At 62.7% G+C, this 25,264-nt stretch carries 21 protein-coding genes and 3 pseudogenes; 10 read left to right on the forward strand and 14 right to left on the reverse strand.

The genetic code is table 11. The features are described from left to right. Positions 1 to 45: 45 nt before the first annotated feature. Genes AC628_RS03175 through AC628_RS03185 form a run of 3 tightly spaced genes read right to left on the reverse strand, consistent with a single transcriptional unit; the run spans position 46 to position 3,596 of the window. Positions 46 to 963, reverse strand: coding sequence for an ABC transporter permease (locus tag AC628_RS03175; protein ID WP_074125308.1), 918 nt, complete (start codon positions 961 to 963; stop codon positions 46 to 48). Continuing rightward, complete coding sequence (locus AC628_RS03180) at positions 950 to 2,041, reverse strand: ABC transporter permease (protein WP_074125309.1); 1,092 nt, start codon at positions 2,039 to 2,041, stop codon at positions 950 to 952. The genes AC628_RS03175 and AC628_RS03180 overlap by 14 nt, the downstream gene beginning before the upstream one ends. Beyond that, positions 2,025 to 3,596, reverse strand: a complete 1,572-nt coding sequence (locus AC628_RS03185) for an ABC transporter ATP-binding protein (RefSeq protein WP_074125310.1) — start codon at positions 3,594 to 3,596, stop codon at positions 2,025 to 2,027. Before AC628_RS03185 ends, AC628_RS03180 begins: the two co-directional genes overlap by 17 nt. Positions 3,597 to 4,151: 555 nt before the next feature. On the opposite strand from AC628_RS03185, the gene AC628_RS03190 reads away from it, so the two are divergent. Beyond that, on the forward strand, positions 4,152 to 5,249 hold the full coding sequence (locus tag AC628_RS03190; RefSeq protein WP_074125482.1) for a hypothetical protein: 1,098 nt from the start codon (positions 4,152 to 4,154) through the stop codon (positions 5,247 to 5,249). Between the two features lie 84 nt (positions 5,250 to 5,333). Here AC628_RS03190 and AC628_RS03195 read toward each other — a convergent pair whose 3' ends face one another. The 8 genes from AC628_RS03195 to upp (AC628_RS03230) all read right to left on the reverse strand — a co-directional run bounded on the left by AC628_RS03195 (position 5,334) and on the right by upp (AC628_RS03230) (position 13,374). Then, positions 5,334 to 5,852 carry a nucleoside deaminase gene (locus AC628_RS03195; RefSeq protein WP_074125311.1) on the reverse strand — a complete coding sequence of 173 codons (519 nt, stop codon included), beginning with the start codon at positions 5,850 to 5,852 and terminating at the stop codon, positions 5,334 to 5,336. 32 nt (positions 5,853 to 5,884) lie between these two features. Continuing rightward, positions 5,885 to 7,300 carry a dihydropyrimidinase gene (hydA, locus tag AC628_RS03200; RefSeq protein ID WP_074125312.1) on the reverse strand — a complete coding sequence of 472 codons (1,416 nt, stop codon included), beginning with the start codon at positions 7,298 to 7,300 and terminating at the stop codon, positions 5,885 to 5,887. A 93-nt stretch (positions 7,301 to 7,393) separates the two neighbouring features. Beyond that, on the reverse strand, positions 7,394 to 8,128 hold the full coding sequence (locus AC628_RS03205) for an aspartate/glutamate racemase family protein (protein ID WP_074125313.1): 735 nt from the start codon (positions 8,126 to 8,128) through the stop codon (positions 7,394 to 7,396). 10 nt (positions 8,129 to 8,138) lie between these two features. Next, entirely contained in the window at positions 8,139 to 9,017 is an 879-nt protein-coding gene (locus AC628_RS03210) for an ABC transporter permease (protein WP_074125314.1), read from the reverse strand. 1 nt (position 9,018) lies between these two features. Beyond that, entirely contained in the window at positions 9,019 to 9,900 is an 882-nt protein-coding gene (locus AC628_RS03215; protein ID WP_050419336.1) for an ABC transporter permease, read from the reverse strand. Between the two features lie 88 nt (positions 9,901 to 9,988). After that, a complete protein-coding gene (locus AC628_RS03220) occupies positions 9,989 to 11,281 on the reverse strand; it encodes an ABC transporter substrate-binding protein (RefSeq protein ID WP_074125315.1) in 1,293 nt (430 codons plus the stop codon). A gap of 17 nt (positions 11,282 to 11,298) precedes the next feature. Beyond that, complete coding sequence (locus AC628_RS03225; RefSeq protein WP_074125483.1) at positions 11,299 to 12,330, reverse strand: ABC transporter ATP-binding protein; 1,032 nt, start codon at positions 12,328 to 12,330, stop codon at positions 11,299 to 11,301. 411 nt (positions 12,331 to 12,741) lie between these two features. Next, the gene (gene upp / locus AC628_RS03230; RefSeq protein ID WP_074125316.1) at positions 12,742 to 13,374 is read right to left on the reverse strand and encodes a uracil phosphoribosyltransferase; all 633 of its coding nucleotides are present in this window, start codon (positions 13,372 to 13,374) and stop codon (positions 12,742 to 12,744) included. A 275-nt stretch (positions 13,375 to 13,649) separates the two neighbouring features. Between upp (AC628_RS03230) and AC628_RS03235 the strand changes: the two genes are divergently transcribed. Genes AC628_RS03235 through upp (AC628_RS03245) form a run of 3 tightly spaced genes read left to right on the forward strand, consistent with a single transcriptional unit; the run spans position 13,650 to position 16,785 of the window. Beyond that, positions 13,650 to 14,897, forward strand: a complete 1,248-nt coding sequence (locus AC628_RS03235) for a GTP cyclohydrolase II (protein ID WP_050419254.1) — start codon at positions 13,650 to 13,652, stop codon at positions 14,895 to 14,897. Positions 14,898 to 14,905: 8 nt separating this feature from the next. Next, positions 14,906 to 16,141, forward strand: a complete 1,236-nt coding sequence (locus AC628_RS03240) for a URC4/urg3 family protein (RefSeq protein WP_143201423.1) — start codon at positions 14,906 to 14,908, stop codon at positions 16,139 to 16,141. A gap of 14 nt (positions 16,142 to 16,155) precedes the next feature. Then, positions 16,156 to 16,785, forward strand: a complete 630-nt coding sequence (gene upp, locus AC628_RS03245; RefSeq protein WP_074125318.1) for a uracil phosphoribosyltransferase — start codon at positions 16,156 to 16,158, stop codon at positions 16,783 to 16,785. A 26-nt stretch (positions 16,786 to 16,811) separates the two neighbouring features. On the opposite strand, the gene AC628_RS03250 is transcribed toward upp (AC628_RS03245), so the two are convergent. Together AC628_RS03250 and AC628_RS03255 are read right to left on the reverse strand one after the other, a co-directional pair. Then, entirely contained in the window at positions 16,812 to 17,300 is a 489-nt protein-coding gene (locus tag AC628_RS03250) for a deoxycytidylate deaminase (RefSeq protein WP_279708442.1), read from the reverse strand. A gap of 87 nt (positions 17,301 to 17,387) precedes the next feature. Next, a pseudogene (locus tag AC628_RS03255) lies at positions 17,388 to 18,263 on the reverse strand (LysR family transcriptional regulator). Between the two features lie 9 nt (positions 18,264 to 18,272). Between AC628_RS03255 and AC628_RS03260 the strand changes: the two are divergent. The 6 genes and pseudogenes from AC628_RS03260 to AC628_RS03285 all read left to right on the forward strand — a co-directional run. Continuing rightward, a pseudogene (locus tag AC628_RS03260) lies at positions 18,273 to 18,824 on the forward strand (ATP-binding cassette domain-containing protein); the annotation flags it as partial. 950 nt (positions 18,825 to 19,774) lie between these two features. Then, positions 19,775 to 20,053, forward strand: a pseudogene (locus AC628_RS45110) (helix-turn-helix domain-containing protein); the annotation flags it as partial. Between the two features lie 241 nt (positions 20,054 to 20,294). After that, complete coding sequence (locus AC628_RS03270; RefSeq protein WP_074125320.1) at positions 20,295 to 21,545, forward strand: acetyl-CoA C-acetyltransferase; 1,251 nt, start codon at positions 20,295 to 20,297, stop codon at positions 21,543 to 21,545. 19 nt (positions 21,546 to 21,564) lie between these two features. After that, positions 21,565 to 22,347: an SDR family NAD(P)-dependent oxidoreductase gene (locus tag AC628_RS03275; RefSeq protein WP_074125321.1), complete on the forward strand. Its 783-nt coding sequence runs from the start codon at positions 21,565 to 21,567 to the stop codon at positions 22,345 to 22,347. Between the two features lie 30 nt (positions 22,348 to 22,377). Next, a complete protein-coding gene (locus AC628_RS03280) occupies positions 22,378 to 23,145 on the forward strand; it encodes a crotonase/enoyl-CoA hydratase family protein (protein WP_074125322.1) in 768 nt (255 codons plus the stop codon). A gap of 126 nt (positions 23,146 to 23,271) precedes the next feature. Next, on the forward strand, positions 23,272 to 24,432 hold the full coding sequence (locus AC628_RS03285; protein WP_083632568.1) for an acyl-CoA dehydrogenase family protein: 1,161 nt from the start codon (positions 23,272 to 23,274) through the stop codon (positions 24,430 to 24,432). 122 nt (positions 24,433 to 24,554) lie between these two features. On the opposite strand, the gene AC628_RS03290 is transcribed toward AC628_RS03285, so the two are convergent. Continuing rightward, positions 24,555 to 25,232, reverse strand: a complete 678-nt coding sequence (locus AC628_RS03290) for a GntR family transcriptional regulator (protein ID WP_074125324.1) — start codon at positions 25,230 to 25,232, stop codon at positions 24,555 to 24,557. Between the last annotated feature and the right edge of the window lie 32 nt (positions 25,233 to 25,264).

Genomic DNA, 25,264 nt, shown 5'->3' on the forward strand with positions numbered 1-25,264 from the left:
TGGTCCGGGATGGCGCGCCCCATCGCGCTCGCCCGGAAACGAATGTCATCGATCAGGCACGAACACGGTGCCGAGCGCCGCTGGCGCGGTTGAACCGCCGGTCCGCGCGCGCGACAGCAGCACCAGGACGATCACGGTTGCGAGATAGGGCAGGGATGACATGAACTGAGAGGGAATACCGATGCCGGCACCCTGGGCGTGCAATTGCAGGATCGTCACCGCGCCGAACAGATAGGCTCCGATCACCAGCCGGCCCGGCAGCCAGGAAGCAAAGACCGTCAGCGCGAGTGCAATCCAGCCGCGGCCGGCGGTCATGCCCGGAATGAAGAATGGCGTGTAGGCGAGCGGCAGGTAGGCGCCGGCGAGTCCGGCGCAGGCGCCGCCGAACATCACGGCATACATCCGGATCTTCAGCACCGGATAGCCCAGCGCGTGCGCCGAGACATGGTTGTCGCCGCAGGCACGCAGGATCAACCCGGCCCGCGTCCGGTACAGGAACCACCATACCGCCGCGACCAGCGCCAGCGACAGGTAGACGAACGCATCCTCGCCGAACAGGATACGCCCGATCAGCGGAATGTCGGTGACGAAGGGGATCTGGAGATGCGGCGCCGGTGTAATCCGTTCGCCGACGAAGCGTGCGCCGATCAGGCCCGACAAGCCGACGCCGAAGATGGTCAGCGCCAGACCGGTGGCGACCTGATTGACCGCAAGCCCGAGCGCCATCGCGGCGAACAGCAGCGACATCAGCACGCCGGCAAGCATTCCACAGAGCGCGCCGATGATGATCGAGCCGGTCAGCCATGCCCCGCCGAAGCCGCACGCGGCGCCGACGATCATCATGCCCTCGACGCCGAGATTGAGCACGCCCGAGCGCTCGGCCACCAGTTCACCGGTCGCTGCCAGCAATAGGGGTGTCGATGCCGCAAGCACCGACAGGATGATGGCTTCAATGAGCTCCACGCGCCACCTGCGGAGACGAGGAAACGATGCGGAAGCGATAGAGAATGAGGGAGTCGCAGGCGAGCACGTAGAACAGCAGGATTCCCTGGAAAACCTTGGTGACGTCCAAAGGGATTTTCATGGTGATCTGCGCCTGCTCGCCGCCTATGAAGGTGAGTGCGAGAAACAGCCCTGCAATTAATATTCCAATCGGATTCAGGCGGCCGAGGAAAGCAACGATGATCGCCGTGAAGCCGTAGCCGGGCGAGATGCCCGGCTGGAGATGGCCGACCGGGCCCGCGACCTCGATGATCCCGGCGAGCCCCGCAAGCGCGCCCGAGATCGCAAACGTCAGCAGGATGAGTTGATTGGCGTTGAAGCCGCCGAAACGGGCCGCGCGGGGCGCTGCGCCCACCACGCGGATCTCGAACCCCTTGATGGTCTTGCCAAGCAGCACGGCACCTGCGGCCACCACGATCAGCGCGAGGATGGAGCCGAGATGCAGTCGGCCGCCTTCGATCAGCGTCGGCACCGTGGCGACCGGGTCGAACTCGGCGGTGGTCGGGAAGTTGAAGCCTTGCGGATCGCGCCAGGGTCCGCGGACCAGATAGTCGAGCAGCAGGTCGGCCACGTAGACCAGCATCAGCGAGGTCAGGATCTCGCTGGCGCCGAACCTGACCTTGCAGATAGCGGGGATCAGGGCGTAGAGCGCGCCGGCGATGGCGCCGAGCAGCAGCATCGCCGGCAGCACCCAATGGCCGGCCTCGGTCCCCTGCGTTTTCACCGCAATCCAGCTTCCCGCGACCGCCCCCATCAGGAACTGGCCCTCGGCGCCGATGTTCCAGGCATTGGCGAGGTAGCAAAGCGACAGGCCGATCGCGATCATCACCAGGGGGGTCGCCTTCACGGCGATCTCCTGCAGCGAGTAGCCGTCGGTAAGTGGTACGATGAAATAGACGTAGAGCGCTGAGATCGGATTCTTGCCGAGGACCATGAACAGGATGGTCATGGTGACGATCGTGAGGCCGATCGCGATCAGCGGGGAGACCAGCGCGACGATCTTCGATCGCTCGGCGCGCTTCTCAAGTATCAGCTGCATGCGCCTGCTCCTTTGTCTCGAGGCTGCTGCCCCCCATCAACAGGCCGAGTTTCTCGCGGCTGGCCTCCGCCGTTGGCAGCGATGCGGACAGGTGGCCGTGAAACATCACGGCAATTCGATCGGAGATTTCGATGAGTTCATCGAGATCCTGGCTCGTCACCAGCACTGCAGCGCCGCCGGCCGCAAGATCGAGCAAGGCCTGTCGGATCACGGCAGCCGCGCCGGCATCGACGCCCCAGGTCGGCTGGCTGACGACAAGCACGGCCGGATTGCGCAGGATCTCGCGGCCGACGATGAATTTCTGAAGGTTGCCGCCTGACAGGCTCGCAGCTTCCGGATCACGCTTTGCCTTGCGCACGTCGAAAGTCTCCGTCGCTCGGTCGACGGCATTCAGCGTCGCCGCCGTGTTGACGAAACCGTGCTGCACCATGTTGCCGGCGGCGTGTCCGGTCAGCAGAGCATTCTCCGAAAGCCTCATGCGCGGCGCGGTCCCGTGACCGAGACGTTCTTCGGGCACAAAGGCTGCTCCAAGCTTGCGCCGCCGGCTGATCGAGAGATGTCCGGCCGCGATTCCCTCGATCACGATCGTGCCGGGGTCGCGGGCGAGCCGCTCGCCCGACAATGCCGCAAACAACTCGTCCTGTCCGTTCCCGGCCACGCCCGCAATGCCCAAGATTTCACCACCTCTGAGCTCCAATGAGATGCCCTTGAGGTGCACGCCATGCGCATCGTCGGGCTCTAGGTTGAGATCGTTGATGACCAGCCGCGGCACGGTGATCTCGCGGCTTGCCGCCGGCTTCACTTCCTTGATTTCGGTGCCGACCATCATGCGCGCCAGCGAGGCGGCGGTCTCCGCTTTGGGATTGCAAGTCGAGACCTTCCTGCCGCCGCGCAGGATAGTTGCAGTGTCGCACAGCCTCTTCACCTCTTCGAGCTTATGGCTGATGTAGAGAATTGCACGCCCTTCGCTCTTGAGGCGCTCGAGCACGACGAACAGTTGGTCGGCTTCCTGCGGCGTCAGCACCGCGGTCGGCTCGTCCAGGATGAGAAATTTGGGATTCTGCATCAATGCGCGTACGATCTCGATGCGTTGACGTTCGCCCACCGAAAGCTGCCAGACCTCGCGCTTGGGATCGAGCGGAAGCCCATAGCTGCGGGATACCTGCTGAAGCCGCGCGGACATCTCCTTGAACGATTCCTTGCCATCGAGGCCGAGTGCCACGTTCTCGGCAACGGTGAGGTTGTCGAACAGCGAGAAGTGCTGAAACACCATCCCGATGCCGCGGGCGCGAGCCTGCGACGGACCCGACAGCACCATGGTCTGGCCCTCCCAGCGCAGTTCGCCCTCGCTGGGTTGCACCAGACCGTAGATGGCCTTGACGAGGGTGGACTTGCCTGCGCCGTTCTCGCCGAGCAGTGCGTGGATCTGCTGCGGCCAGACGTCGAGATCGATCTTGTCGTTGGCGAGAAACGACCCGTATCGCTTGGTCAGGCCGACCGTCTGCAAGAGCGGCGTGGCACTCGTGTGCGGCGCGGCCGATGTCGTGTCTCGCATCCGTGGATATCGCGTTCATGAGGAGAGGGAGCGGCAATAGTGAGCCAGTTTTCCTGCATGCGTAAGTAGCGAAAAAGCGCCACCGGCTGCTCAAGCCTTCGGCATAGTTGAGCTTTTCCGTAAATCCACGGGGACGTCCGCGGTGCGTGGCGCAGCGCGACTTGGCCGTTGGCCGGCCATGCACCCGAATTTCGCTGTTGCAGAATTGTGACTGTCGACCCAATTCGCACAGGGGTAGGCATCGATGGCGGAAATTTGAGCAGAGCGCGATGACGCGGTTTTGTCTGGCTTTTTCGCGTGTCGACGGCGCTCCGTGCGTTGCGCGGAAATGTCGCGGAAGCCGAACAATGATGGGCATAATTTGAAAAGTTCTGAATTCAGTCGAAGCAAAATTTTGGCTCGCCAGATCCGATCAAACCGGACCAACTCGCAGAGGTTGTTGATCAAACTCGCATCAGCAGCTGAAAAAACTTCAGGCTTCCTGTCCGCCCCCAAGCTGCGCAAGGCTCTCATTGAAGCCTGAATTCCTGATGCTTCACTTTGGGGGTCTTCACGATGTTCAATTTCCGCCGAACCTTGTCAGCCGCCGTGCTATCGCTTGGGCTGATACCGGCCGCCACTAACCTTGCAAGTGCCGCCGATCTGCCGGTCAAGGCGCCCAAGCCGGCCGCCGACCTGCCGTTCTTTCTGGTCATCGACGACCGCGTGACCTATTCGTACATCTTCTCCGGTACCGATCCCGGCGTCTTCTCCGTTCGTCCCGACGGGAGCATCAACGGAAAGACCGCAAAGCAGGTCTACTCCTTCACGCACTTCGACATCTGGGCCTATGGCCAGAACTTCTTCACAATCTCGATGTACAAGTCGGATCACAACGACCCGGCGTCGCCGTGCTCGAATGTCGGCGTGACCATCACCGGAGCTCCGGCCACCTGCGCCGGCGCGACCGAGATCTACGGCCTGTTCCGGTCGACCTTCGGCTGGAATCAGATCTTCAACACGAAGGCGTTCAGCATGGGGCCGCTGAACAACATCTCGTTCGAAGTCGGTATGGACGCCAACACGGAAAACAACTTCCTCGCGCCGGCCAAGCGTGACGTCGTTGCCGGTCTCCAGTTCGAATTTAATCTTCCCTACAAGGGCTACATCAACGTGTCCCCGCTGATGTACTACGAGTACTTCAACCACAATGCGTTCGACCAGTGCGGTCTGTTCGGCGCGGGCGTACCGGGCGTGACTTGCATCAGCGACGGCAACACCAAATTCAAACCGACATGGGCCGTCGAAGTGAACTACTACATGGATCTCGGCTTCCTGCCCGAGAACATGCAGTATTTCTCGATCAGCGGCCGCGCCGGCTGGTACGGCAAGAAGGGCACCGAGAACGAGCCGATGGCCTTCAATCCGGTCACCAATGTCAGTACGGCGGTCGAGCTCAACTCCGAGCCGATCCGCCTGACCTTCGACGCGAGCAAGGCGTTCTGGGGGCCGAAATACTCACACTTCGTCGACGTCTGGGTGGCCTATCGCTATTGGCAGAACAAGTTCGGCCTCGACCACGCCAAAAGCGTCGTCTGTAACGTCGCTGCCGGCGTCAGCAATAATTCCTGCACCGAGGAATCGCTCTATTCCGGCATCAGCGTGAAGTTCTGATCCACCTGGACCGTTCCTCCGGGTGGCACTGATGGCGCCGCGATGCTCCCCGCGGCGCCATTTTTCTGTTGCCGGGCAAGGGAGTTAAGCTTCGCTGGTTCGGTTGCGTTGCCAGACGTCTTGATGGAGTGCCGCGGCCTCCGTCTCAAGCAGGGGTCCGACGATTTCGGTCGGGCGCTGTCCGCTGCCGAATACCTCGCGGCAAGGGAGGTTGAGCGTTGGATTCTCGGGGTGGTCGCCGGTGAGTTCGCGCAATGCATGCTCACTCAGGCCATAGACGACCCGGCCGATGCCTGCCCAATAGATTGCGCCCGCACACATGGCGCAAGGTTCCGCAGAAGAATAAAGCGTTGCTTGGCGCAAGACGCTGGCGGGAAGGGTCACGCAGGCCTGTGTTGCCAGCAACCGCTCGGCATGCGCCGTGCCGTCGCGTGGCGGCATGAAGCCATTTTCGACTTCAAGCAGCACCCGCCTGTCGTGGTCGACCAGAATTGCGCCGAAGGGATGGTTGCCATGGGTGAGCGCCCGGCGCGCCACATCGAAAGACCGTCGCAGAAAATGCTCGTCGGCTTGCTCCTGGCTCAATGCCGCGATGTCAACCATGAATTTATGTCCCTGCGCCCACCATCTCAAACTCACTCCGGACGCGACGGCGGCGCAAATGACGAGATGTCCCGCGCCAGATGCTGGCCGTGATCCTTGCTGCCGGCTAGCGCGCCATCCGACACGATCACCTCGCCACGTACCAGCGTGGTCATCGGCCAGCCGGTGACACGGAGTCCCTCATACGGCGTGTAGTCGGCGCCGTGATGCAGGATCTGCTGGCTGATCGTGACCTCGCGCTTCGGATCCCAGATCGCGATATCCGCGTCCGAGCCAACCGCGATCGTACCCTTGCGCGGATATAGGCCGTAGGTCTTGGCGTGGTTGGTCGCCGACAGCGCGACGAAGCGGTTGAGATCGATGCGTCCCTTGGAAACGCCTTCGGAAAACAGGATCGGCAGCCGTGTCTCGATGCCGGGAATGCCGTTCGGCACCCAGCGGAAGCTGGTGCGCCCCCTCGGCGCGAGCTTGCCGCTCTCGTCATAGCGGAACGGGCAGTGGTCGGAGGAGAACACGCTGAACACGCCATGCAGGAGACCTTCCCAGCAGGCGACCTGACTTGCGGCATCGCGCGGCGGGGGGCTGCAGACATATTTGGCGCCCTCCATGTTGAGGCCCTCCATGTCCTTCTCGGTCAGCACCAGATACTGCGGACAAGTCTCGCCGAACACCTTCAGCCCGCGCTGCTGGGCGCGGCGAATCTCCTCCATCGCTTCGCGGTTGGAGACGTGGACGATCATGACGGGAACGTCGATCAGCTCGGCAAGCGCAATCGCACGGTGGGTGGCCTCGCGCTCGACCGGGATCGGGCGCGACGTGCCGTGGAAATGCGGCGCGGTCTTGCCGGCTCGTTCCAGGCGGTCGGTGAGGAAGCGGATCGCATCGAAGTTTTCCGCGTGCACCATCACCAGCGCACCGGTCTCGCGCGCCACCGACATCACTTCCAGGATCTGGCGATCGCTGAGCGCGAGGTCCTCATAGGTCATGAACACCTTGAACGAGGTGTAGCCGTCCTTGATCAGCGCCGGCAGGTCCTGGCCGAGCACCTGCTCGGTCGGATCGGAGATGATGAGATGGAAGCTAACGTCGACGTAGCAATTGCCGTCGGCCTTGGCGTGATAGTCGCGCACCGCTTGGCGCAGGCTCTGTCCGCGTTCCTGCAGGCAGAATGGCAGCACCATGGTGTTGCCGCCAAACGCGGCGGCGCGCGTGCCGCTTTCGAAATTATCGGCCATCACGATGCCGGGGGCATTCGGCTGCGAGATATGGACATGGCTGTCGATGCCGCCCGGCAACACCAGGCGATCGGTGGCATCGATAACCTGCCGTGCGGCGCCGAGATCAAGCCCGAGGGTAGTGATCCGTCCGGCCGAGATCCCGACGTCGCTCCGGAAGGTGTCGGAGGCTGTCGCCACAGTGCCGCCGCGAATGATGGTGTCGAACGTCATGTAGCATTCTCGGTCGAATCTGCCGGCTTCGCTTGCCCTCAGATAGTATAGTCTTGGTTCGTCGGACCGTCGCCATGGATCGCAGAAGGGGCGCTAACGGGGTTCGCATGGTGCGAAAGATCCGAGATACGGCTTTGGTCGCGGCTGCGCATAAGCCCCAATCTTGGATGTCCTGAGGCCCAGGGTTCCGAACGCTTCCGCCAGCTTGACCGCACTCGCGACGCCATCGATCACCGGCAGCCCGTGGTCTTCCGAGAGCCGCGCAGCCAAATCGGCCATGCCGGCGCATCCGAGCACGACCACTTCGGCGTGGTCCTCCTGCTTCGATCGTTCGATTTCGGCGCTGATCTGCGCGGCCGCATCGGACGTGGGATCATCGAGTGACAGAACAGGCACTTCGCACGCGCGCACCTTGGCGCACCGGCTGGCCAGTCCGTACTTCAAGAGATTGTTCTCGATGGCCGCAATCGACCGGGAGAGCGTAGTCACGACCGTGAAGCGATGGCCGAGCATCGCGGCCAAATGAAACGCCGCCTCGCCGATACCGATAACGGGAGCCTGCGAGACGCAGCGCGCCGCTTCGAGGCCGGTATCATCGAAACAGGCAATGACGTGAGCGGATACACCTGTTGCGTCGCCCTTGGCGATTTCGGCCAGCAGCCCGGGCACCGAGAATGCCTCGTCATAATAGCCCTCGATGGAAACCGGCCCATCCGCTGGATTGACGGCGATGATCTCGGTTCCCGGGGCGGCAACGGCGCGGCCGGCCCGGCCGATCTTCTCCGTCATCGCGGCCGTGGTGTTCGGGTTGACGATCAGGATGCGCATGAAGCTGATTCTACACCATTCCCTTGCCGGCGTCCGATCCATGGCGTCGCTGCCGGGCCTGAAGCACGAGAATGACGACCAGCGCCGAGAAAATCACAAGAAAGGATACCGCGCTCGTCAGTGTTCCCAGCGCATAGATGTCCGGCTTTGTCACGGTGGTTGTCAGACCCTGCAAATCGAGCGGCAGCGTGTTGACCGAGCCGATGGTCTGGCTCGATCGCGCGAGTTCGTCCCAGGACAAGGTAAATCCGAACAGGCCGATACCCACGACGGACGGCAGGATGATAGGTAGCACGACATGGCGAAATGTTTGCCAAGGCGTTGCGCCGAGGTCGCGCGCCGCCTCTTCAAGACGGCCATCGAACCTGTTGAAGATCGCAAACATGATCAACAGGCCGAAGGGCAGGGTCCAGGTCAGATGCGCGCCGAGGCCGGACGTGAAAAGCCCCATCGCCGTCGTCCAATTCGCAGCGCCGCTCTTGATGATGAAATCGTCAAGCAGGCGGAATTCCAGGGCGATGCCGAGCGAGGTGATGATCGAGGGCATGATCAGGCTTGCGATCGCAACATAAAACAGCAAGGTCGCACCGCGGAACGATCTGCGGAAGGCGAGGCCGGCCGAAACGGAAAGAACGACCGTCAACACCATGACCACGAGGCCGAGCTGAAGCGATCGCTTGAATGCTGCCCCGATGTCTACGATGCCCGAACCCGAGAACACCTTGCCGAACCACACCAGCGACACGCCGTTCATGGGGAAGGTCAGACCACCATCGGGGCCTTGGAACGACAGGATGTAGATCGCGAACATTGGTCCATAGAGGAACAGGACATAGGCGCTGAAGAACGCAGCGAGAAGGTAAAAGGACCTCGGCCGCCTCTCGCTCATCTCACAGCTCCTTACGGATATCGACGATCCGGGTCAGCGCCGAAATGATCAGGATCGTGACGCCGAGCAGGATGACCGCGTTGGCTGCCGCCGCCGGAAACTGCAACGCATTCAGCCGCGACTCGATGATCTTCCCGGCGGACGCAATCTGCTGGCCGCCCATCACGCCTATCGTGACGAAATCTCCCATCACGATCGTGATCACGAAGATCGAGCCGATGACGATACCGGGTTTGGTCAGCGGAATGATGACGTTCACCAGCGTCTGCCATCCGCTGGCGCCGGCATCATAGGCGGCTTCGATCAAGCGCTTGTCGATGCGGATCATCGAATTGAAGATCGGCACCACCATGAAGAACGTGAAGAGGTGAACGAGGGCGAGCACGACCGAAAACTCGGAGAACAGCAGCCACTCCAGCGGCTGCTTGATCAAACCTGCGCCCTCAAGGCCCCTGTTGACCAATCCGTTCCGGCCAAGAAGCGGAATCCACGCAATCATGCGGATGACGTTCGACGTCCAGAACGGGATGGTGCAAAGCAGGGTGAGCACGATCTGCCAGGTCTTGGATCGGACGTGGAACGCGAGAAAATAGGCGACGGTAAAGCCGATCAGCAGGGTCAGGCCCCAGGTCAGCAGGCATAATTTCAGCGTGTTCAGATAGGTCTTCAGGATGGTGCAGAGATTGGGCAGGTCGGCAATGCATCCTTCGAATGTATCGGTGTAGCCGCGCAGGCTGAAGGCCGGAATCATCTCATATTCGTTGTAGTCCCATGCGCTGACGATCGTCACGAAGAGCAACGGCAGCAGAAAGAACAGCGCGAAAACGAGCATCATCGGTGCGGCCTGCAGCCAGGCAACGAAGGTCTTGCGGTCTTGCGTCATTGAAAGGCCGGTCGCGGTGATGGCGAAGCAGGACTTGCCATGCGCTTTGGCCTGGGCAAGTCCTGCAGCTCAAGTCATCTGGATTGCATCAAGCGGCGATGAATTCATTCCATTTGCGCACCATGTAATCGTTCTCGTCCATGACCGCGTTCCAGCAGGCGACGGCGCCCATGCGATCGTCGTAGGATCCGCCGTCACGCTTGGCGCCGGCCTTCTCGAGAATGGTGCCGTCGGGCGCCTTGATGTCGTTGACGGCGGCCTTGCCTTCCATCCAGTAGCCCCACTCGTCCGCCGTCATGTTGGCCTTGGCGGTCGACAGCACAGCGGAATAATAGCCCTGGCGATTGAGATAGGCGCCTGCCCAGCCCGACAGATACCAATTCACGAACTCATAGGCCCAATCGAGCTTGGGTCCCGAAACCGCCTTCGAGACGCAGAAGCCCGATGCCCACGAGCGATAGCCTTCCTTGAGCGGTTGGAACGTGCAGGCGATTCCCATCGAGCGCACCTTGGTGACCGCGGGCGACCACATCGACTGGATGACGGTTTCACCCGATGCCATCAGGTTGACGGACTCATTGAAGTCCTTCCAGAACGCGCGGAACTGGCCGGCCTTCTTGGCTTCCGTCATGATCTTCATGGTGAGATCAATCTCCGGCTTCGTCATGTTGCCCTTGTCGGCATAGGTGTGCTGACCGCTGGCTTCGACCACCATTGCGGCATCCATGATTCCAATCGACGGAATGTTGAGAATCGACGCCTTGCCCTTGAATTCGGGGTTGAGCAGTTCGGTCCAGGATGAAATCGGTCGCTTGATCAGGTCGGGCCGGATGCCGAGCGTATCGGCGTTGTAGACGGTGGGGATCAGCGTCACGAACTCGGTCGGCGTCTTGGAGAATGTCTTCGAGTTCGCCCCCTCGAGGTAGAGCACCTTCCACGGCGCGGTGCCCTGATCGCCGATCTTCTTGCCGTTCGGCAACTGACCCTTGGTGAACACCGGGGTGATGTTGTCGAATTCCTTGATCTTCTTGGCGTCCAGCGCGAAGATGTTGCCCGACGGCACGAGCTTCCTCAGCGAGAAATATTCGGTATCCAGCACGTCGAACGAGTTCGGCTGGGTAATCACGCGCTTGGTCACGTCGTCGGTAGTTGCGGTGATGTATTCGATCTTGATCCCGGTATCCTCCAGGCATTTCTTTGAGATCTCGTCGCCTTCGTTCACCGCCGTCCCGAGATAGCGCAGTACTTTCGGCTCGGCCCCATGGATATAGGGAAATCCGGTGATCGCGCCTGAACCTGCCGCAAGGCCGACCGCTCCGGCGGTGCCCTTCAACATGGCGCGACGGCTGATGCTACGATCGAGTTTCGAAGATTTGGTCATGATGATCTCCCTTGGTGTCACGCCGCCTTTTCGGGCGACCGGACGATTACAGAGCCGGTGGTGTTGAGAAGGCTGGCCTGCGCCGGATCCCACGTGGCGAGAACACGCTCACCGACGGCGTAGTCGGCTGCGTCGAATTGGGTTTCGGTGATCTGGGCCGAAATTTCGGGTCCGCCGTCGATAGCGATGACGACGCGGACATAGGTCCCCTGGTATTCGACCTCGCTGATGGTGCCGGCGACCGACGGACCGGCAACGGCTTCGTTCGGTCGCTTCAGCATCAGCCGATCGACCCGTATGGCGAAGGTCTCGGAGCCCACGGCAATGATGTTGTGGCCGCCAATGAATTTCGCCGTGAACTCGGTGCGGGGATGGTTGAAGATGTCACGCGGCGAACCTTGCTGCTCGATCCGGCCGCCGTTCATCAGCACCACGATGTCGGCCAGCGCCATCGCCTCGTCCTGGCCGTGTGTCACATGGATGAAGGTCAGCCCGAGCTCGCGCTGCAGCTTTTTCAGTTCGGCCCGCATCCGCAGCCGCAAAAACGGATCAAGCGCCGAAAGCGGCTCATCCAGCAGCAGGATTTGGGGAGAGGTGATCAGCGCGCGCGCCAGCGCCACGCGCTGCTGCTGGCCGCCCGAAAGCTGACTCGGTAGCCTTGCCGCATAATCCTGCATGTCGACGAGCTCCAGCAATTTCCCGGCCTCGGCGTGGCGCACGGCCTTGGCTACGCCTTTCATCTTCAAGGCGAAGCCGACATTGTCGATGACGGAAAGATGAGGGAACAGGGCGTAGGACTGGAACATCATCGCCGTGCTTCGATCGGCAGGGGGCAAGTCCGTCACATTCTTCGGCCCGACAAGGATGTCGCCTGAGCTCACCGATTCATGACCGGCCACCATGCGCAGTGTGGAAGTTTTACCGCAGCCGGACGGTCCGAGCAGGCAACAATAGGAGCCGGCGGGAATCTTGAGGTTGATGCGGTCAACGGCGGTGACGCCGCCGTACATCTTCGTCACTTGCACTAATTCGAGCGCTGCCGTCGTCATCCGCACCATTCCGCATCGTCTTACCGAGGACCCAGGGCGAGCTGTCGCTCGGGGCGCTATGCGTGACGGGATGCAACAGGTGTGCCAAAAATTGCGACAGCGGACCCAAAAACTGGGCACATTCCGCCGTTCGACGTAGTCGCCTGCGCCGCTCTGGCCAGATTTCGCAGGTCAAGCTGTCGCTTTAGCCCGCTTCCTCAGGCTTAGTTACGCAAGCGATTGAGGCGATGCCAAAAACGGCCTTTTCGCAAGCCAATGCCGACCCCATCGAAGCTTTCCGCGTTCGAAGGCGCCGCCGGCCGTTGTGTGTTGATGTATCCTTTCGTTGGCCTCGAGCAATGTGAGGGCATGGGGCGTGCGCACAAAATCGGTCAGGTTGATCGCATTTTCATCAGAGCCGATGCCATACGCCTACTTGGTGCCGAACATGCGGTCCCCGGCATCGCCCAAGCCTGGCACGATATAACCGTGATCGTTCAGTCTTTCGTCGATCGCAACCGTCCAGATCGGGATGTCGGGACACTCATCCTGAAATCGGGCGATCCCCTCGGGAGCGGCGAGCAGGCAGACGAACCGGATGTCTCGGGCGCCTCGCGACTTGAGCAGGCTGACCGCAGCACAGGCTGAGTTTCCGGTGGCAAGCATCGGATCCAGGAGGATCACGATGCGCTCCGACACATCCTGCGGCGCCTTAAAGAAGTATTCCACGGCTTCAAGTGTTTCCGGATCCCGATAGAGGCCGATATGCGCTACGCGCGCTGAGGGAACGAGCGCCAGCATCCCGTCGAGAAATCCGACGCCCGCCCGCAAAATCGGAGCGAGTGTGAGTTTCTTGCCAGCGATTTTCGGTGCCCTCATTGCAGCGACGGGCGTATCGATGTCGACCATCTCCAACGGCAAGTCCCGGGTGACCTCATAGCAGAGCAGCATTCCGATCTCGTTCAGAAGCTCGCGAAACCCCTTGGTCGAGCGGTCCTTTTCGCGCATCAGCGAGAGCTTGTGCTGGACCAGGGGATGGCTGACGAGGTTTACGCTCTTGGTCATGAGATTGCTTTATCCGGGGGGGCGCGTGGGATGTTGTGCAAGGAGCGTGCCCATGCCGCTTCTGACCGTCGGGTGCCGCTTCGTTCATTGGGCGGGCAAACGGGGGCGCGCATCGCTGCAAAGGTCATGATCGCGTCGTAAACTCTGCTGTTAATGCCCGCGCTCTCCGAAACGGCCGTTGTCTTCAGGCGCGATTCGGCCATACTGGAGAATCCCCCGATTGCCGGCAACCGGGCCTGTCCGCCCGGCCGTCAGTCGATATCCGTTGGTGCGCGATGACTCGCTCTAATCGAACTGATCATATCCGGATTACATCCCATCCGGCGCCGGGCGCGAAGATCGATTTCCCGATTCATTGGGGAGCGGCCACGGCGCGTGAGCGCGGGCCGGTGATCGGGACGGTTTCACGTCCCCAGCAGCGCAATGTCATCGGCACCCACAGCGGCTCCTATTCGATCTATCGCGCGCTGGCGGTCTCGTCGGGCGCACTCGATCCGATCCGGCGTCCGGACCTGACCAATACGCAACCTGCCGCCACGGTTGGGCCATTCCCGCAATGGACCGATCCGAACCGGATCGTCTCGCTCGATCCATGGGGACACCTGGCTGCAGAGGCGTTCGCGAAAGAGATCGCCGAGGGCGTCGATATCCGTCCGAGCATTGCCGTTACCCGCGCCCGCCTCGATTTGCCCGAGTTACATGCGGCGATCGCCGCCGGTCGGCTCAAGCGTGACGGTGTTGTCGTTCACGAGAGTGGCAGCGTCTCCGTTGTCAAGATCGCGATCGACCCGGTCTGGTATCTGCCCGGAATCGCAGCGCGCTTCGCCACGACCGAAAGCAATCTGCGCCGGCAATTGTTCGAGCAGACGGCCGGCATGTTTCCGGAACTGGTGACACGGCCTGACCTTCACGTGTTCCTGCCGCCGATCGGTGGCACCACGGCCTATTTGTTCGGCGATGTCGCCAAACTGCCGGACCATCGCACCAGAATCACCTGCCGCGTGCATGACGAATGCAACGGCTCCGACGTGTTCGGCTCGGACATCTGCACCTGCCGCCCATATCTGCTGCACGGCATCGAGGAATGCGTGCGCGCCGGACAGACCGGCGGGCTCGGCATCATCATCTACAACCGCAAGGAAGGTCGCGCCCTCGGTGAGGTGACCAAATTCCTAGTCTACAATGCGCGAAAGCGGCAGGACGGCGGCGATGCCGCCGCCCAGTATTTCGAACGTACCGAATGCGTCGCGGGGGTTCAGGATGCCCGATTCCAGCAGTTGATGCCTGATGTCGTGCACTGGCTCGGACTGAAGCGGATCGATCGCTTCGTTTCGATGAGCGACATGAAGTATGACGCGCTGGTGAGCCAAGGCATCGACATCGTCGAGCGTGTGCCGATCCCCGACGATCTGGTGCCGGCCGATGCCCAAGTGGAGATCGTCGCCAAGAAGGCGGCCGGCTACTACTCGGCCGAGGAGCCAACCGAGCGGGACTTCGTCGGCCGCTCGCTCGACAAGTATTGAGCGCGGCTGTGAGTCCCGAGGCGTCGGCGGCCCTGTCGTTGCTCAATGCAGGCGCGGTGCGGGAGCGCGCGCACAAGCTTCTTGCCGTCGGCCTCGAGGACCGGCTGCCGAACTTCCACGTCGACCTCGACCGCATGGATGCGACGGCCGAACTGGTGGTGGAGACCACGCGAAAGGCGTATCCGTCGCTGGCCGTGCCGTTTCATTCGCGCTGGCGGCATTTTTCTAGTGACGGTGCCGATCGCTGGACGGCCCTGGCTGACCGGATCGCATGGCAGGATTCCGCGGCACGGGCCCGTGCCGAATTCGATCTGGCCATGGTCAGCGTCTTTCTCGACGCCGGCGCCGGGCCATCATGGCGTTACCACGACCCTGTGACCGGATCGGCGATTGGCCGTTCGGAGGGATTGGGACTGGTCTCGCTTGCGATGTTTGCTGCTGGCGCATTCTCCTCCGATCCGCGGCAGCCGCTTCGCGCCGATGCCGAGGTGCTCGCGAATCTATCCGTGACCGACCTCGCACGCGGCATGCAGGTGTCGGACGCCAATCCGCTGGTCGGCGTCGACGGCAGGGTGAATCTGTTGCGCAGCCTCGGCCGCCTGGTGGCCGCGAAGTCCGATGTCTTCGGCAGCTGCGATACGCCGCGGCCCGGCGGGCTGTTCGATCGGCTGGCATCGCTGACCGACGATCGCAGACTTCCCGCGCCGACGATACTGTCGGAGCTTTTGACGGAGCTTGGGCCGATCTGGCCGTCGCGACTGAGGCTTGGCGGGATCGCGCTCGGTGATTGCTGGAAGCATCCGGTCCTGGCGACTGACGATGTGACCAGCCAGCTCATGCCGTTGCACAAGCTTTCGCAGTGGTTGGCCTATTCGCTGATCGAGCCGCTGCAGAATGCCGGCATTGCCGTGACCGATATCGATGGGTTGACCGGCCTTGCCGAGTACCGAAACGGTGGTCTTTTCCTCGACAATGGCGTGCTGACATTCTGCGACGAGGGCGATGCATTCCGGGAGCATGATGTCGCTTCGCCGCTTGTTGTGGAATGGCGGGGGCTGACGGTGGCGTTGCTCGACCGCGTCGCGGATGATGTGCGGCGTCGTCTCGGGCTCGACGCAAACGCGCTGCCGCTGGCGAAAATCCTCGAAGGAGGAACCTGGGCTGCGGGCCGACGGCTGGCGCGTGAGCGCCGCGCCGACGCGTCGCCTCCGATCAAGATCATCAGCGATGGTACGGTGTTTTAGGGCAGAGGCTCGGTATGGAAGGCGTCACGATCGTTAGCCACCCGCTGGTACAGCACAAGCTGACACTGTTGCGCAGCAAGGACACCTCGACCAAGTCGTTTCGAGAACTCCTCAAGGAAATCGGGATGCTTCTCTGCTACGAAGTGACCCGCGATCTGCCACTGGCGGATGTCGAGATCGAGACACCGCTGGCGAAAATGAAATCGCCGGAGATATCAGGCAAGAAACTGGTGTTCGCACCTGTGTTGCGCGCCGGTGTCACTTTTGCGGAAGGCATGCTGGACCTCGTGCCGACGGCGCGTGTCGCCCATATCGGCCTTTATCGCGAGCCCGAAACATTCGTGGCCGTGGAGTATTTTTTCAAGGCGCCGAGCGATCTGCACGAGAGACTCGTGATCGTGATTTCCCCGGTGCTGGCGACAGCCAATCTGTCCGTCGCGGCGGTGGACCGGCTGAAGGAGCGTGGTGCCAACGACATCCGGTTGGTCAGTCTGATCGCCGCTCCTGAAGGGGTCGAACGCATGCGCGGCATTCACCCGGATGTTCCAATCTGGCTTGCCGCGATCGACGAAGGGCTGGACGAAAACGCCTTCATCCTGCCGGGCCTTGGCGATGCGGGTGACCGTGCCTACGGGACTCGATAGTCGAGGCTGGTCGGAGGATTCGGCGATCAATCGCTTTCGTCGGAAACATCCGGCAGCTCTGCGAGCCTCGGAATGAACCGTACCGCGACGTTTGCTTCCTTCAGCATCGTACCGGCAATCGCAAAATCCTGGGACCAGTTGGAATTCGGCCGGTCAGGCTCATAGCCGACCACCTCCGATATGCCCGATTGGATAATCGCCTTGGTGCATTCCACGCAGGGGAACCAGGGCACGTAGATCGTGCAGCCCTTGAGTGCTATCCCGATGCGCGCAGCGTTGAAAATGGCGTTCTGCTCGGCATGGCAGCTCCAGACGTATTTTGCGCCGGTGATACGGGAGTGCCGCTCTTCCACCGCATCGTTGACCCCGCGTGGCAGGCCATTGTACCCGGTCGAGCGGATCTCATAATCGGGCCCGACCACGACGGCGCCCACGCGGCGTCCCTTTTCAATGCTCCAGTGCGCCAAATGATGCGCCAGAAGCATGAACCGCTCATCCCACTTCCTGTCTCGCAATTCGTCCGACCTCGCTAACGTGCGCCCAGCATCAAACAGGCGCTAAAAAAGTCAACAGCCGGTTTCCTCGTGCCTTCTTTGCCGCATTCAGTCCAGCAACCGGCTCGCCTGCCGAACTTCGCTCAGGAACGCCTTCGCCAACCGCGACAAGGGCTCTGCCTCCGACCATAGCATGTAGGCGACAGCGAGTGTCTTGGGCGCGAAGGGGCGCACGACAAGAACGTTGCTGCCGCCTTGGCGCGGAGAGAAGGGATCGACGACGGCCGCACCGACGCCAGCGGCCGCCAGCACGCAGGCCGTATTGCAATAGTGCACTTCGACGGTCGGCTGGAACGGCGCGCCGGCTCGGGCAAAGCTGTCACGCACGGCTTTACCGAGGCGGGTGCCTCGCTCGAGCCCGATGAAGGGCAGGCCGACCAGGTCGGCTGCGGAGACGATCGGCTGTCCGGCCAGCGGATGTTGCGGCGGCAGCACGCAGGCCATTTCGCCGGAATGAACCACCTCATGCGCAGTGCCCGGATGATGCGCCAGGCCGAGTGCGAAGCCGAGTTCGGCTACATGGCTGAGCACGCCTCCTTGATGCCTTCGTAGCGGCGGACATCGAAAAACACCGGTGTCTCGGGACAGCGGCGCAGGAATCTCGATAACGCGGACGGGATGATGCTGTAGGCGAGCGGCGGGGTTGCCACGATCGACAGATGTCCCGACCGGTTCTCCCTCAAGTCGCGCACGCGATTTTCGAGCTTGGCATGCAGGGCGAAGATCGCCTCGCTTTCCTTGTAGAGCGCCATCGCCTCGACGGTCGGAAACAGGTGGTTGTTGACGCGTTCGAACAGCGCAAAAGCCCGCCTGCGCTTCCATCGTCTTCAGCGCGTTGCTCACCGCAGTCTGCGACAGCGCCAGCTCGTCCGCCGCCGCGACCGTGGTCCGGTGGCGAGATCGCGCGCGGCGAGACGCCGTCACTGATGGGGTCCGTTCTCAAGCCTCAATCCGCGCATGCGCGTGAGCGACATCCTGGCCGAGCCGATCCGCAATTTCGGCCTCGCCAAGTCCGCGGCCGATCTTGAGGCGCGCGTCACAGCGCTGATGGACACCGTCAGCTTGCCGCGCGAGGCGCTGAGCCGAAGGCCCCACGAATTCTCCGGCGGCCAGCGTCAGAGTATCGGAATCGCCCGGGCGCTTGCGGCTGAACCTTAATTGATCGTCTGCGACGAAGCGGTCTCCGCGCTCGATGTCTCGGTGAAGGCGCAGATCGTCAATCTCCTGCAGGATCTCCAGCGCGAGTTCGGCCTCGCTCTGCTTTTCATCAGCCACGACCTCGCGATCGTCGAGCACATGACCCATCGCGTCGCAGTGATGTATCCCGGCAAGCTCGTCGAGGTGGCGCCGCGGCGAGAGATCTTTGCCGCGCCGGGACATCCCTATACCAAGGCTCTGCTCTCCGCAGTACCGCTGCCGGAGCCCGGCGTCGAGCGCAGTCCCATCATCCTCAGCGGTGACGTGCCGAGCCCGCCCCCCCCCCCCCCGACAACCCCAGAGCGTCGGTCGGGATCGAGCATAACGATCGAGTAGGGAGGTCAGATCCTACCTCGGCGCGTCGGAACGGAGTGCGTCCAGGATCGCGTTGACGTTTCGGAATCCTTTGGGTCTGAGCTCGCGCGTCCAGTTGGACGCGAAAGGCTGGAGGGTGCGGTCGTGGGCAGGTGCTGCAAAGCACCGTGATCCTGCGACGAAAGCCCATTTTCCGTCGGATAAGCCCAGCGATGCGACCCGCAAGTCATTGATTATACTCACCCGTCGCTGACTCTTAATCAGCGAGTCCCAGGTTCGAGCCCTGGTGCGCCCACCAAGCTTTCAAAGCTTAGGTTTAGCCCTCGTAGCGGTCATTCCGGCCGGCAGTCGCGTCTATTCGGACAATCCGGCTGCCCCTGTTCGCGTCTCACGATATTTCCTGACCTCCGATCTCATCCGTCCTGCATGTTCGTCTTGCGGTGTCCGCAATCGCCGCGCGGACCGATGACATGAGTCCGCGACCGGTTTTGCGCCAGCTCGCGCGTTTCGTTCGATCACCGTCCGGCACCGGTCTGAAGTTCGTCGCGCCGGATCGGCCGCCGCCGGACGATGCGTGAGGTCCCATCCGAGCGCGGGGCGCCCTGCGGCAACGACAGTTGACAGGGGGAAGCGCCCACTTTAATCACCTGACTAATTAATCAATTAATTAAGGTCTGAAACCCTAGGGAAAGAATCCGCCTGATGCCGGCCGGCCATCGATATCCGAAGCTGCTCGCCCCGCGGTCGCGGCTTCACTGGGCTGGAAGACCGGGCGCCTGCGGTCAGATCCTTGATGCAGGTCCGCTCGCGCGAGCGCCGCGTGGCGCTGCACGCGCGACAACGATGTCGCGGATCGGCGTGTCCTGCCCGAACCGGAATGGCTCCGTTCACCCGAACGCAAACTGAGGAGTGAGGCGTAAACGATGGGACGTCGATCTGAGGTACTGATGGCGCAAGAGACCGCCGGCACGGACAACCGGCGCGTGATCCAGGTGGTGTCACGCGCATTCGACATCGTGCGTTGCTTCGAAGGCCGAAGCATACGCCTCGGTAATCGGGAAATCGCCGACCGGTGCGGCCTTCCGCGCTCGACGGTCTCCCGTCTCACATTGACCCTCACCCAGATCGGCCAATTGATCTATCTGCCGCAAGAGCAGAAATATGCTCTCGGTCCGCACGCGGCCGCGCCGAGTGTCCCGCTGTTTGCAGAGGGATGCGACAAGCCCGCCTGCGCCGACGAGCGGGAGCGCGAGACGGCGCAACCGTCCATGCTGATCAACTCGCGTTACTTCGAAGATCAGCGCAATCCGGTTGCCGCGCCGCTTGCGGTGACGCCACACCGCTGACGCGTCGGTCGGTTCCGGAGTAAAAGACTCAGCGGAAACGGTCCGGCCCAATCGGCGCGAGCCACAGTCAAGAAACATCCAAAGCAGAGGGAAACGCATGTCTGAAGCATACATCATCGACGCGGTGCGCACGCCGCGCGGCATCGGCAAGCCGGGCAAGGGCGCGCTGTCGCACCTGCATCCGCAGCATCTGGCGGCAACCGTGCTCGCCGCGCTCAAGGCGCGCAACAAGCTTGATACCGCGACCGTCGATGACATCATCTGGTCGACCTCGACTCAGGAAGGCAAGCAGGGCGGCGATCTCGGCCGCATGTCGGCGCTCGCCGCCGGCTACGACATCAACGCCAGCGGCACGACCTTGGATCGCTTCTGCGGCGGCGGCATCACCTCGGTGAACCTCGCGGCAGCGTCGGTGATGTCGGGCATGGAAGATTGCGTCATCGCCGGTGGCACCGAGATGATGAGCTACCAGCAGACCCTCGCAGCCGAGCGCTCCAAGGCGGGGCAGCCGGCGCGGATGATGGGTTCGGGCAATCCGGCGCTTGACGAGATTCACCCACAGTCGCACCAGGGCGTGTGCGGCGACGCCATCGCGACGCGCGAGGGGATCAGCCGCGAGGCCTGCGATGCGTTGGCGCTGACGAGCCAGCAGCGCGCCAAGCGGGCGATCGATGAAGGCCGCTTCGCCAAGTCGGTGATCCCCGTTCTCAACGACGACGGGAGCGTTGCGCTCGGTCGTGAAGAGTTTCCGCGCCCCGAGACCACCGCCGAAGGCCTTGCTTCGCTGAAGCCAAGTTTCGAGCAGCTTGCCGATTTCGATCTCGGCAACGGCGTGACCTTCAAGAAGCAGATCCAGCGCCGCTATCCGGGCCTCGAGTGGAAGGGCGTGCATCATGCCGGCAACAGCTCGGGCGTGGTGGACGGCGCCGCCGCTGTCCTGATCACGTCGAAGGAATATGCCGAGAAGCACGGCCTCAAGCCGCGCGGCCGCATCGTCGCCTATGCCAATCAGGGTGACGATCCGACCTTGATGCTCAACGCGCCGGTTCCGGCGGCCAAGAAGGTTCTCGCCAAGGCCGGCCTGACCAAGAACGACATCGATGTCTGGGAGATCAACGAGGCGTTCGCCGTCGTCGCCGAGAAGTTCATCCGCGACCTCGAGCTCGACCGCGAGAAGGTCAACATCAATGGCGGCTCGATTGCGCTCGGTCACCCGATCGGCGCGACTGGATCGATCCTGATCGGCACCGCGCTCGACGAACTCGAGCGCAGCGGCGGTCGTTATGGCTTGGTCACCATGTGCGCCGCCGGCGGCATGGCGCCGGCCATCATCATCGAACGCCTCTGATCGCGAAAGGATAACGCAAATGAAACTCGATTCATCGGTCGCCGCCGTCGTCACCGGCGGCGCGTCCGGCCTCGGCGCAGCCACCGCGCGCGCGCTCGCCGCGCAGGGCGTGAAGGTCGCGATCTTCGACTTCAACGAAGAGAAGGGCGAAGCCATCGCCAAGGAAATCGGCGGTGTGTTCTGCAAGGTCGATGTTACCTCCGACGAGCTGGTCGATGCGGGCTTCGCCAAGGCCCGCGCGGCGCACGGCCAGGAGCGCATCCTGGTGAACTGCGCCGGCACCGGCAACGCGGTGAAGACCGCCGGTCGGGACAAGAAGACCGGCGAGCCCACGCACTTCCCGATCGATGCCTTCAACCGCATCATCCAGATCAACCTGGTCGGCACCTTCCGCTGCATCGCCAAGTCGGCGCAGGGCATGCTGTCGCTGTCTCCGCTGGAGCACGGCGAGCGTGGAGCGGTTGTGAACACCGCTTCCGTCGCGGCCGAGGATGGCCAGATGGGGCAGGCGGCCTATTCGGCCTCCAAGGCCGGCGTCGTCGGCATGACCCTGCCGATCGCGCGCGACCTGATGGCCGAGGGCATCCGCGTCAACACCATCCTGCCGGGCATCTTCAACACGCCGCTGCTGCAGGGCGCCCCGGAGAACGTCAAGGCCGCGCTCAGCGCGTCGGTGCCGTTCCCGAAGCGTCTCGGCATGCCCGAGGAATATGCACAGCTGGCGCTGACGATGATCACCAACGGCTACTTCAACGGTGAAGACGTCCGCCTCGACGGCGCCATCCGCATGGCCCCGCGCTAGGCATTTGCCACGGCAACAGGAGACGAAGCGATGTCCGAAGAAACGCCGGTCCTCACTGAAGTCCGCGGACCGATCCTGATCATCACGCTGAATCGGCCGGAAGCCAAGAACGCCGCCAACCTCGCCCTGTCCAAGGGCGTAGCCGCGGCGATCGACCGGCTCGACGCCGATGATGCCCTGAGCGTCGGCATCATCACCGGCGCCGGCGGCACGTTCTGCTCGGGCATGGACCTCAAGGGATTCCTGAAGGGCGAGCGGCCGTCGATCCCGGGCCGCGGCTTCGCCGGCCTCACCGAGGCGCCGCCGAAGAAGCCGCTGATCGCGGCGGTCGACGGCTACGCGCTCGCCGGCGGGATGGAGATCGCGCTGTCGTGCGACATGATCGTCGCCAACCGCAACGCCAAGTTCGGCATCCCCGAGGTGAAGCGCGGACTGGCGGCTGCGGCCGGTGGGCTGATCCGCATGCCGCGGCAGATGCCGATCCGTGTGGCGATGGAGTTCGCACTGACGGGCGAGTTCTTCGGCGCCGAGCGTGCGCACCAACTCGGCATCATCAACCGCGTCACCGACGGCCCGGCGCTCGACGCCGCGCTCGAGCTTGCGGCTGCGATCGGCGCCAACGGACCACTCGCCGTCAAGGCATCCAAGCAGGTGATCGTCGAATCCCGGCTCTGGCCGGAAGACCAGATGTGGAAGAAGCAGCAGGAGATCGTCGGTCCTGTCTTCGTGTCCGAGGATGCCCGCGAGGGTGCTGCTGCCTTCGCAGAAAAACGCGCGCCGAACTGGAAGGGCAAGTAAGGCAGCGACTGTTTCGATCAGGGAGCGCCGGTTTTGATTGCAGCAGAACCGGCGCTCCGTTTTTTTGTGAGGCCGCGCCTTGCGCCGGCCGGATTCGCGCCGCTTGAGAGCGCTATTGGGTGAATGATGCGCAGCTTTACCGAAGACCAGGTCATCTTCCGCGACTCCTACCGCAAGTTCCTCGCCAGCGAGATCACGCCCCATATGGAGGAGTGGCGGGAGGCCGGCATCGTCGACCGCAGCGCGTTCAAGAAGGCCGGCGACCTCGGCTTCCTGATGATCTGGCCTGAGGAAAAATACGGCGGAATGGGCGATGAGGACTTCCGCTATGAGCAGATCATCATCGAGGAGACCGCGCGCTCGGGCTGCAAGGGCTGGTTCAATACGCTGCACAGCCGCCTGGTCGGTTCCTATTTCAAGCGCTTCGGCACCGAGGAGCAGCGCGACCGCTTCCTGCCGAAATGCGTCAGCGGCGAGACCATCCTGGCGATCGCGATGACCGAGCCCGGCGCGGGCTCGGACCTCGCCGGCATGCGCACGACGGCGGAGGACAAGGGCGATCATTTCCTGCTCAACGGCTCGAAGACCTACATCTCCAACGGCATCAATTCGGATGTGGTGATCGTGGCCGCCAAGCTCGCAGGTGCCGAGAAGAAACACGCCATGGTGCTTCTGATCGTCGAGCGCGGCATGGAAGGTTTTGAGCGCGGCCGCAATCTCAAGAAGATGGGCATGCCGGCGCAGGACACCGCCGAGCTGTTCTTCCAGAACGTGAAGGTGCCCAAGGCCAACGTGCTGGGAGAACCGGGCAGGGGCTTCTACTACCTCATGGAAGGCCTTGCCGAGGAGCGGCTGATCTCCGCGGTCGGATCGATCGCCAACGGACGCAAGGCGTTCGACATCACGCGCGCTTACGTGATGGATCGCAAGCTGTTCGGCCGGCCGCTCGCCGAGCAGCAGAACACCCAGTTCCGCATGGCGGAGATGGATGCCGAAATCGATCTCGTGCAAGTCTATGTCGATCACTGCGTCGCCGAGCACAACGCGGGGCGCCTGACCAGCAACATGGGCGCCAAGGCCAAGATGATGTCGTCGGAGGTCGAGTGGAAGATGCTCGACCTCGGCGTGCAGCTGCACGGCGGCGCAGGCTATATGGATGAATATCCGATCAGCCGGATGTTCACCGATGCGCGCGTCAATCGGATCCTGGCCGGAAGCTCGGAAGTGATGCGGCTCATCATCGGCCGCGATGTCTTCTCGGAGCACTACAAGAGCATTCTGGACTAAGCATGATCCGGAAAAATGCGAAGCGGTTTTCCGAAAAGATCATGCTCAAATAAAGGGCTATAGCGCGATGACTTAATCTCATCGCGCTTTAGCCGGTCACCGCGACCGCCTATCTCCCCACGTTAGCCACGCGCCTGCCTGAGCGGCTCGCGCGCATGCTCCTTGGACCGCATCAACGCATCGACGAAGATTGGCTCCCAGGAGCGGATGTGGCTGCGCAGCAGCGTCGGCAGCGCCTCGGTCTCGCCGGCGAGTGCGAGTTCGATCAGCCGGTAGTGCTCGGGCACCGAGGCCTGCTGCCGCTCGTGGCCGGCGCGGGAGCTGATGCCGTAGAGCCGCATCTTGTCGCGCAGGCCCATCACCATCTCGGTCAGCAGATCGTTGCCGGCAGCGGCGATGAACTCACGATGATAGGCGCGGTCGGCTTCCAGATAGAGCTGGACGTCGTCGGTCTCGACGGCCCTCGCGATCTCATCGGCCCAACCGCGTACGGCTGGCAGATCCTTTGGCGGATTGGCGGCGACCAGCACGGCGGCGTGCAGCTCCAGCACCTCGCGCATGTCGAACAGATTGCGCAGCTCGGTCAGCGTCGGCTCGACGACCTTGAAGCCGCGGTTGCGCATCGGCTCGACCAGCCCGCCGCGGCTGAGCTCGAGCAGGGCCTCGCGCACCGGCGTCGAGGAGACGCCGAGGCTCGCGGCGAGGCTCGGCACCGAATACATCGTGCCGGGCAGGCTTTGCCCCGAAATGATCTCGGCGCGCACCCGCTGCAGCACCTGTTCGCGCAAATTCTGGTCCATGGGTGGTCGCAGCCGCCTCTCGCCGGGAACTC

Origin of the sequence: Bradyrhizobium sp. NAS96.2 (assembly GCF_001908235.1) — a bacterium.
Lineage (GTDB): Bacteria > Pseudomonadota > Alphaproteobacteria > Rhizobiales > Xanthobacteraceae > Bradyrhizobium.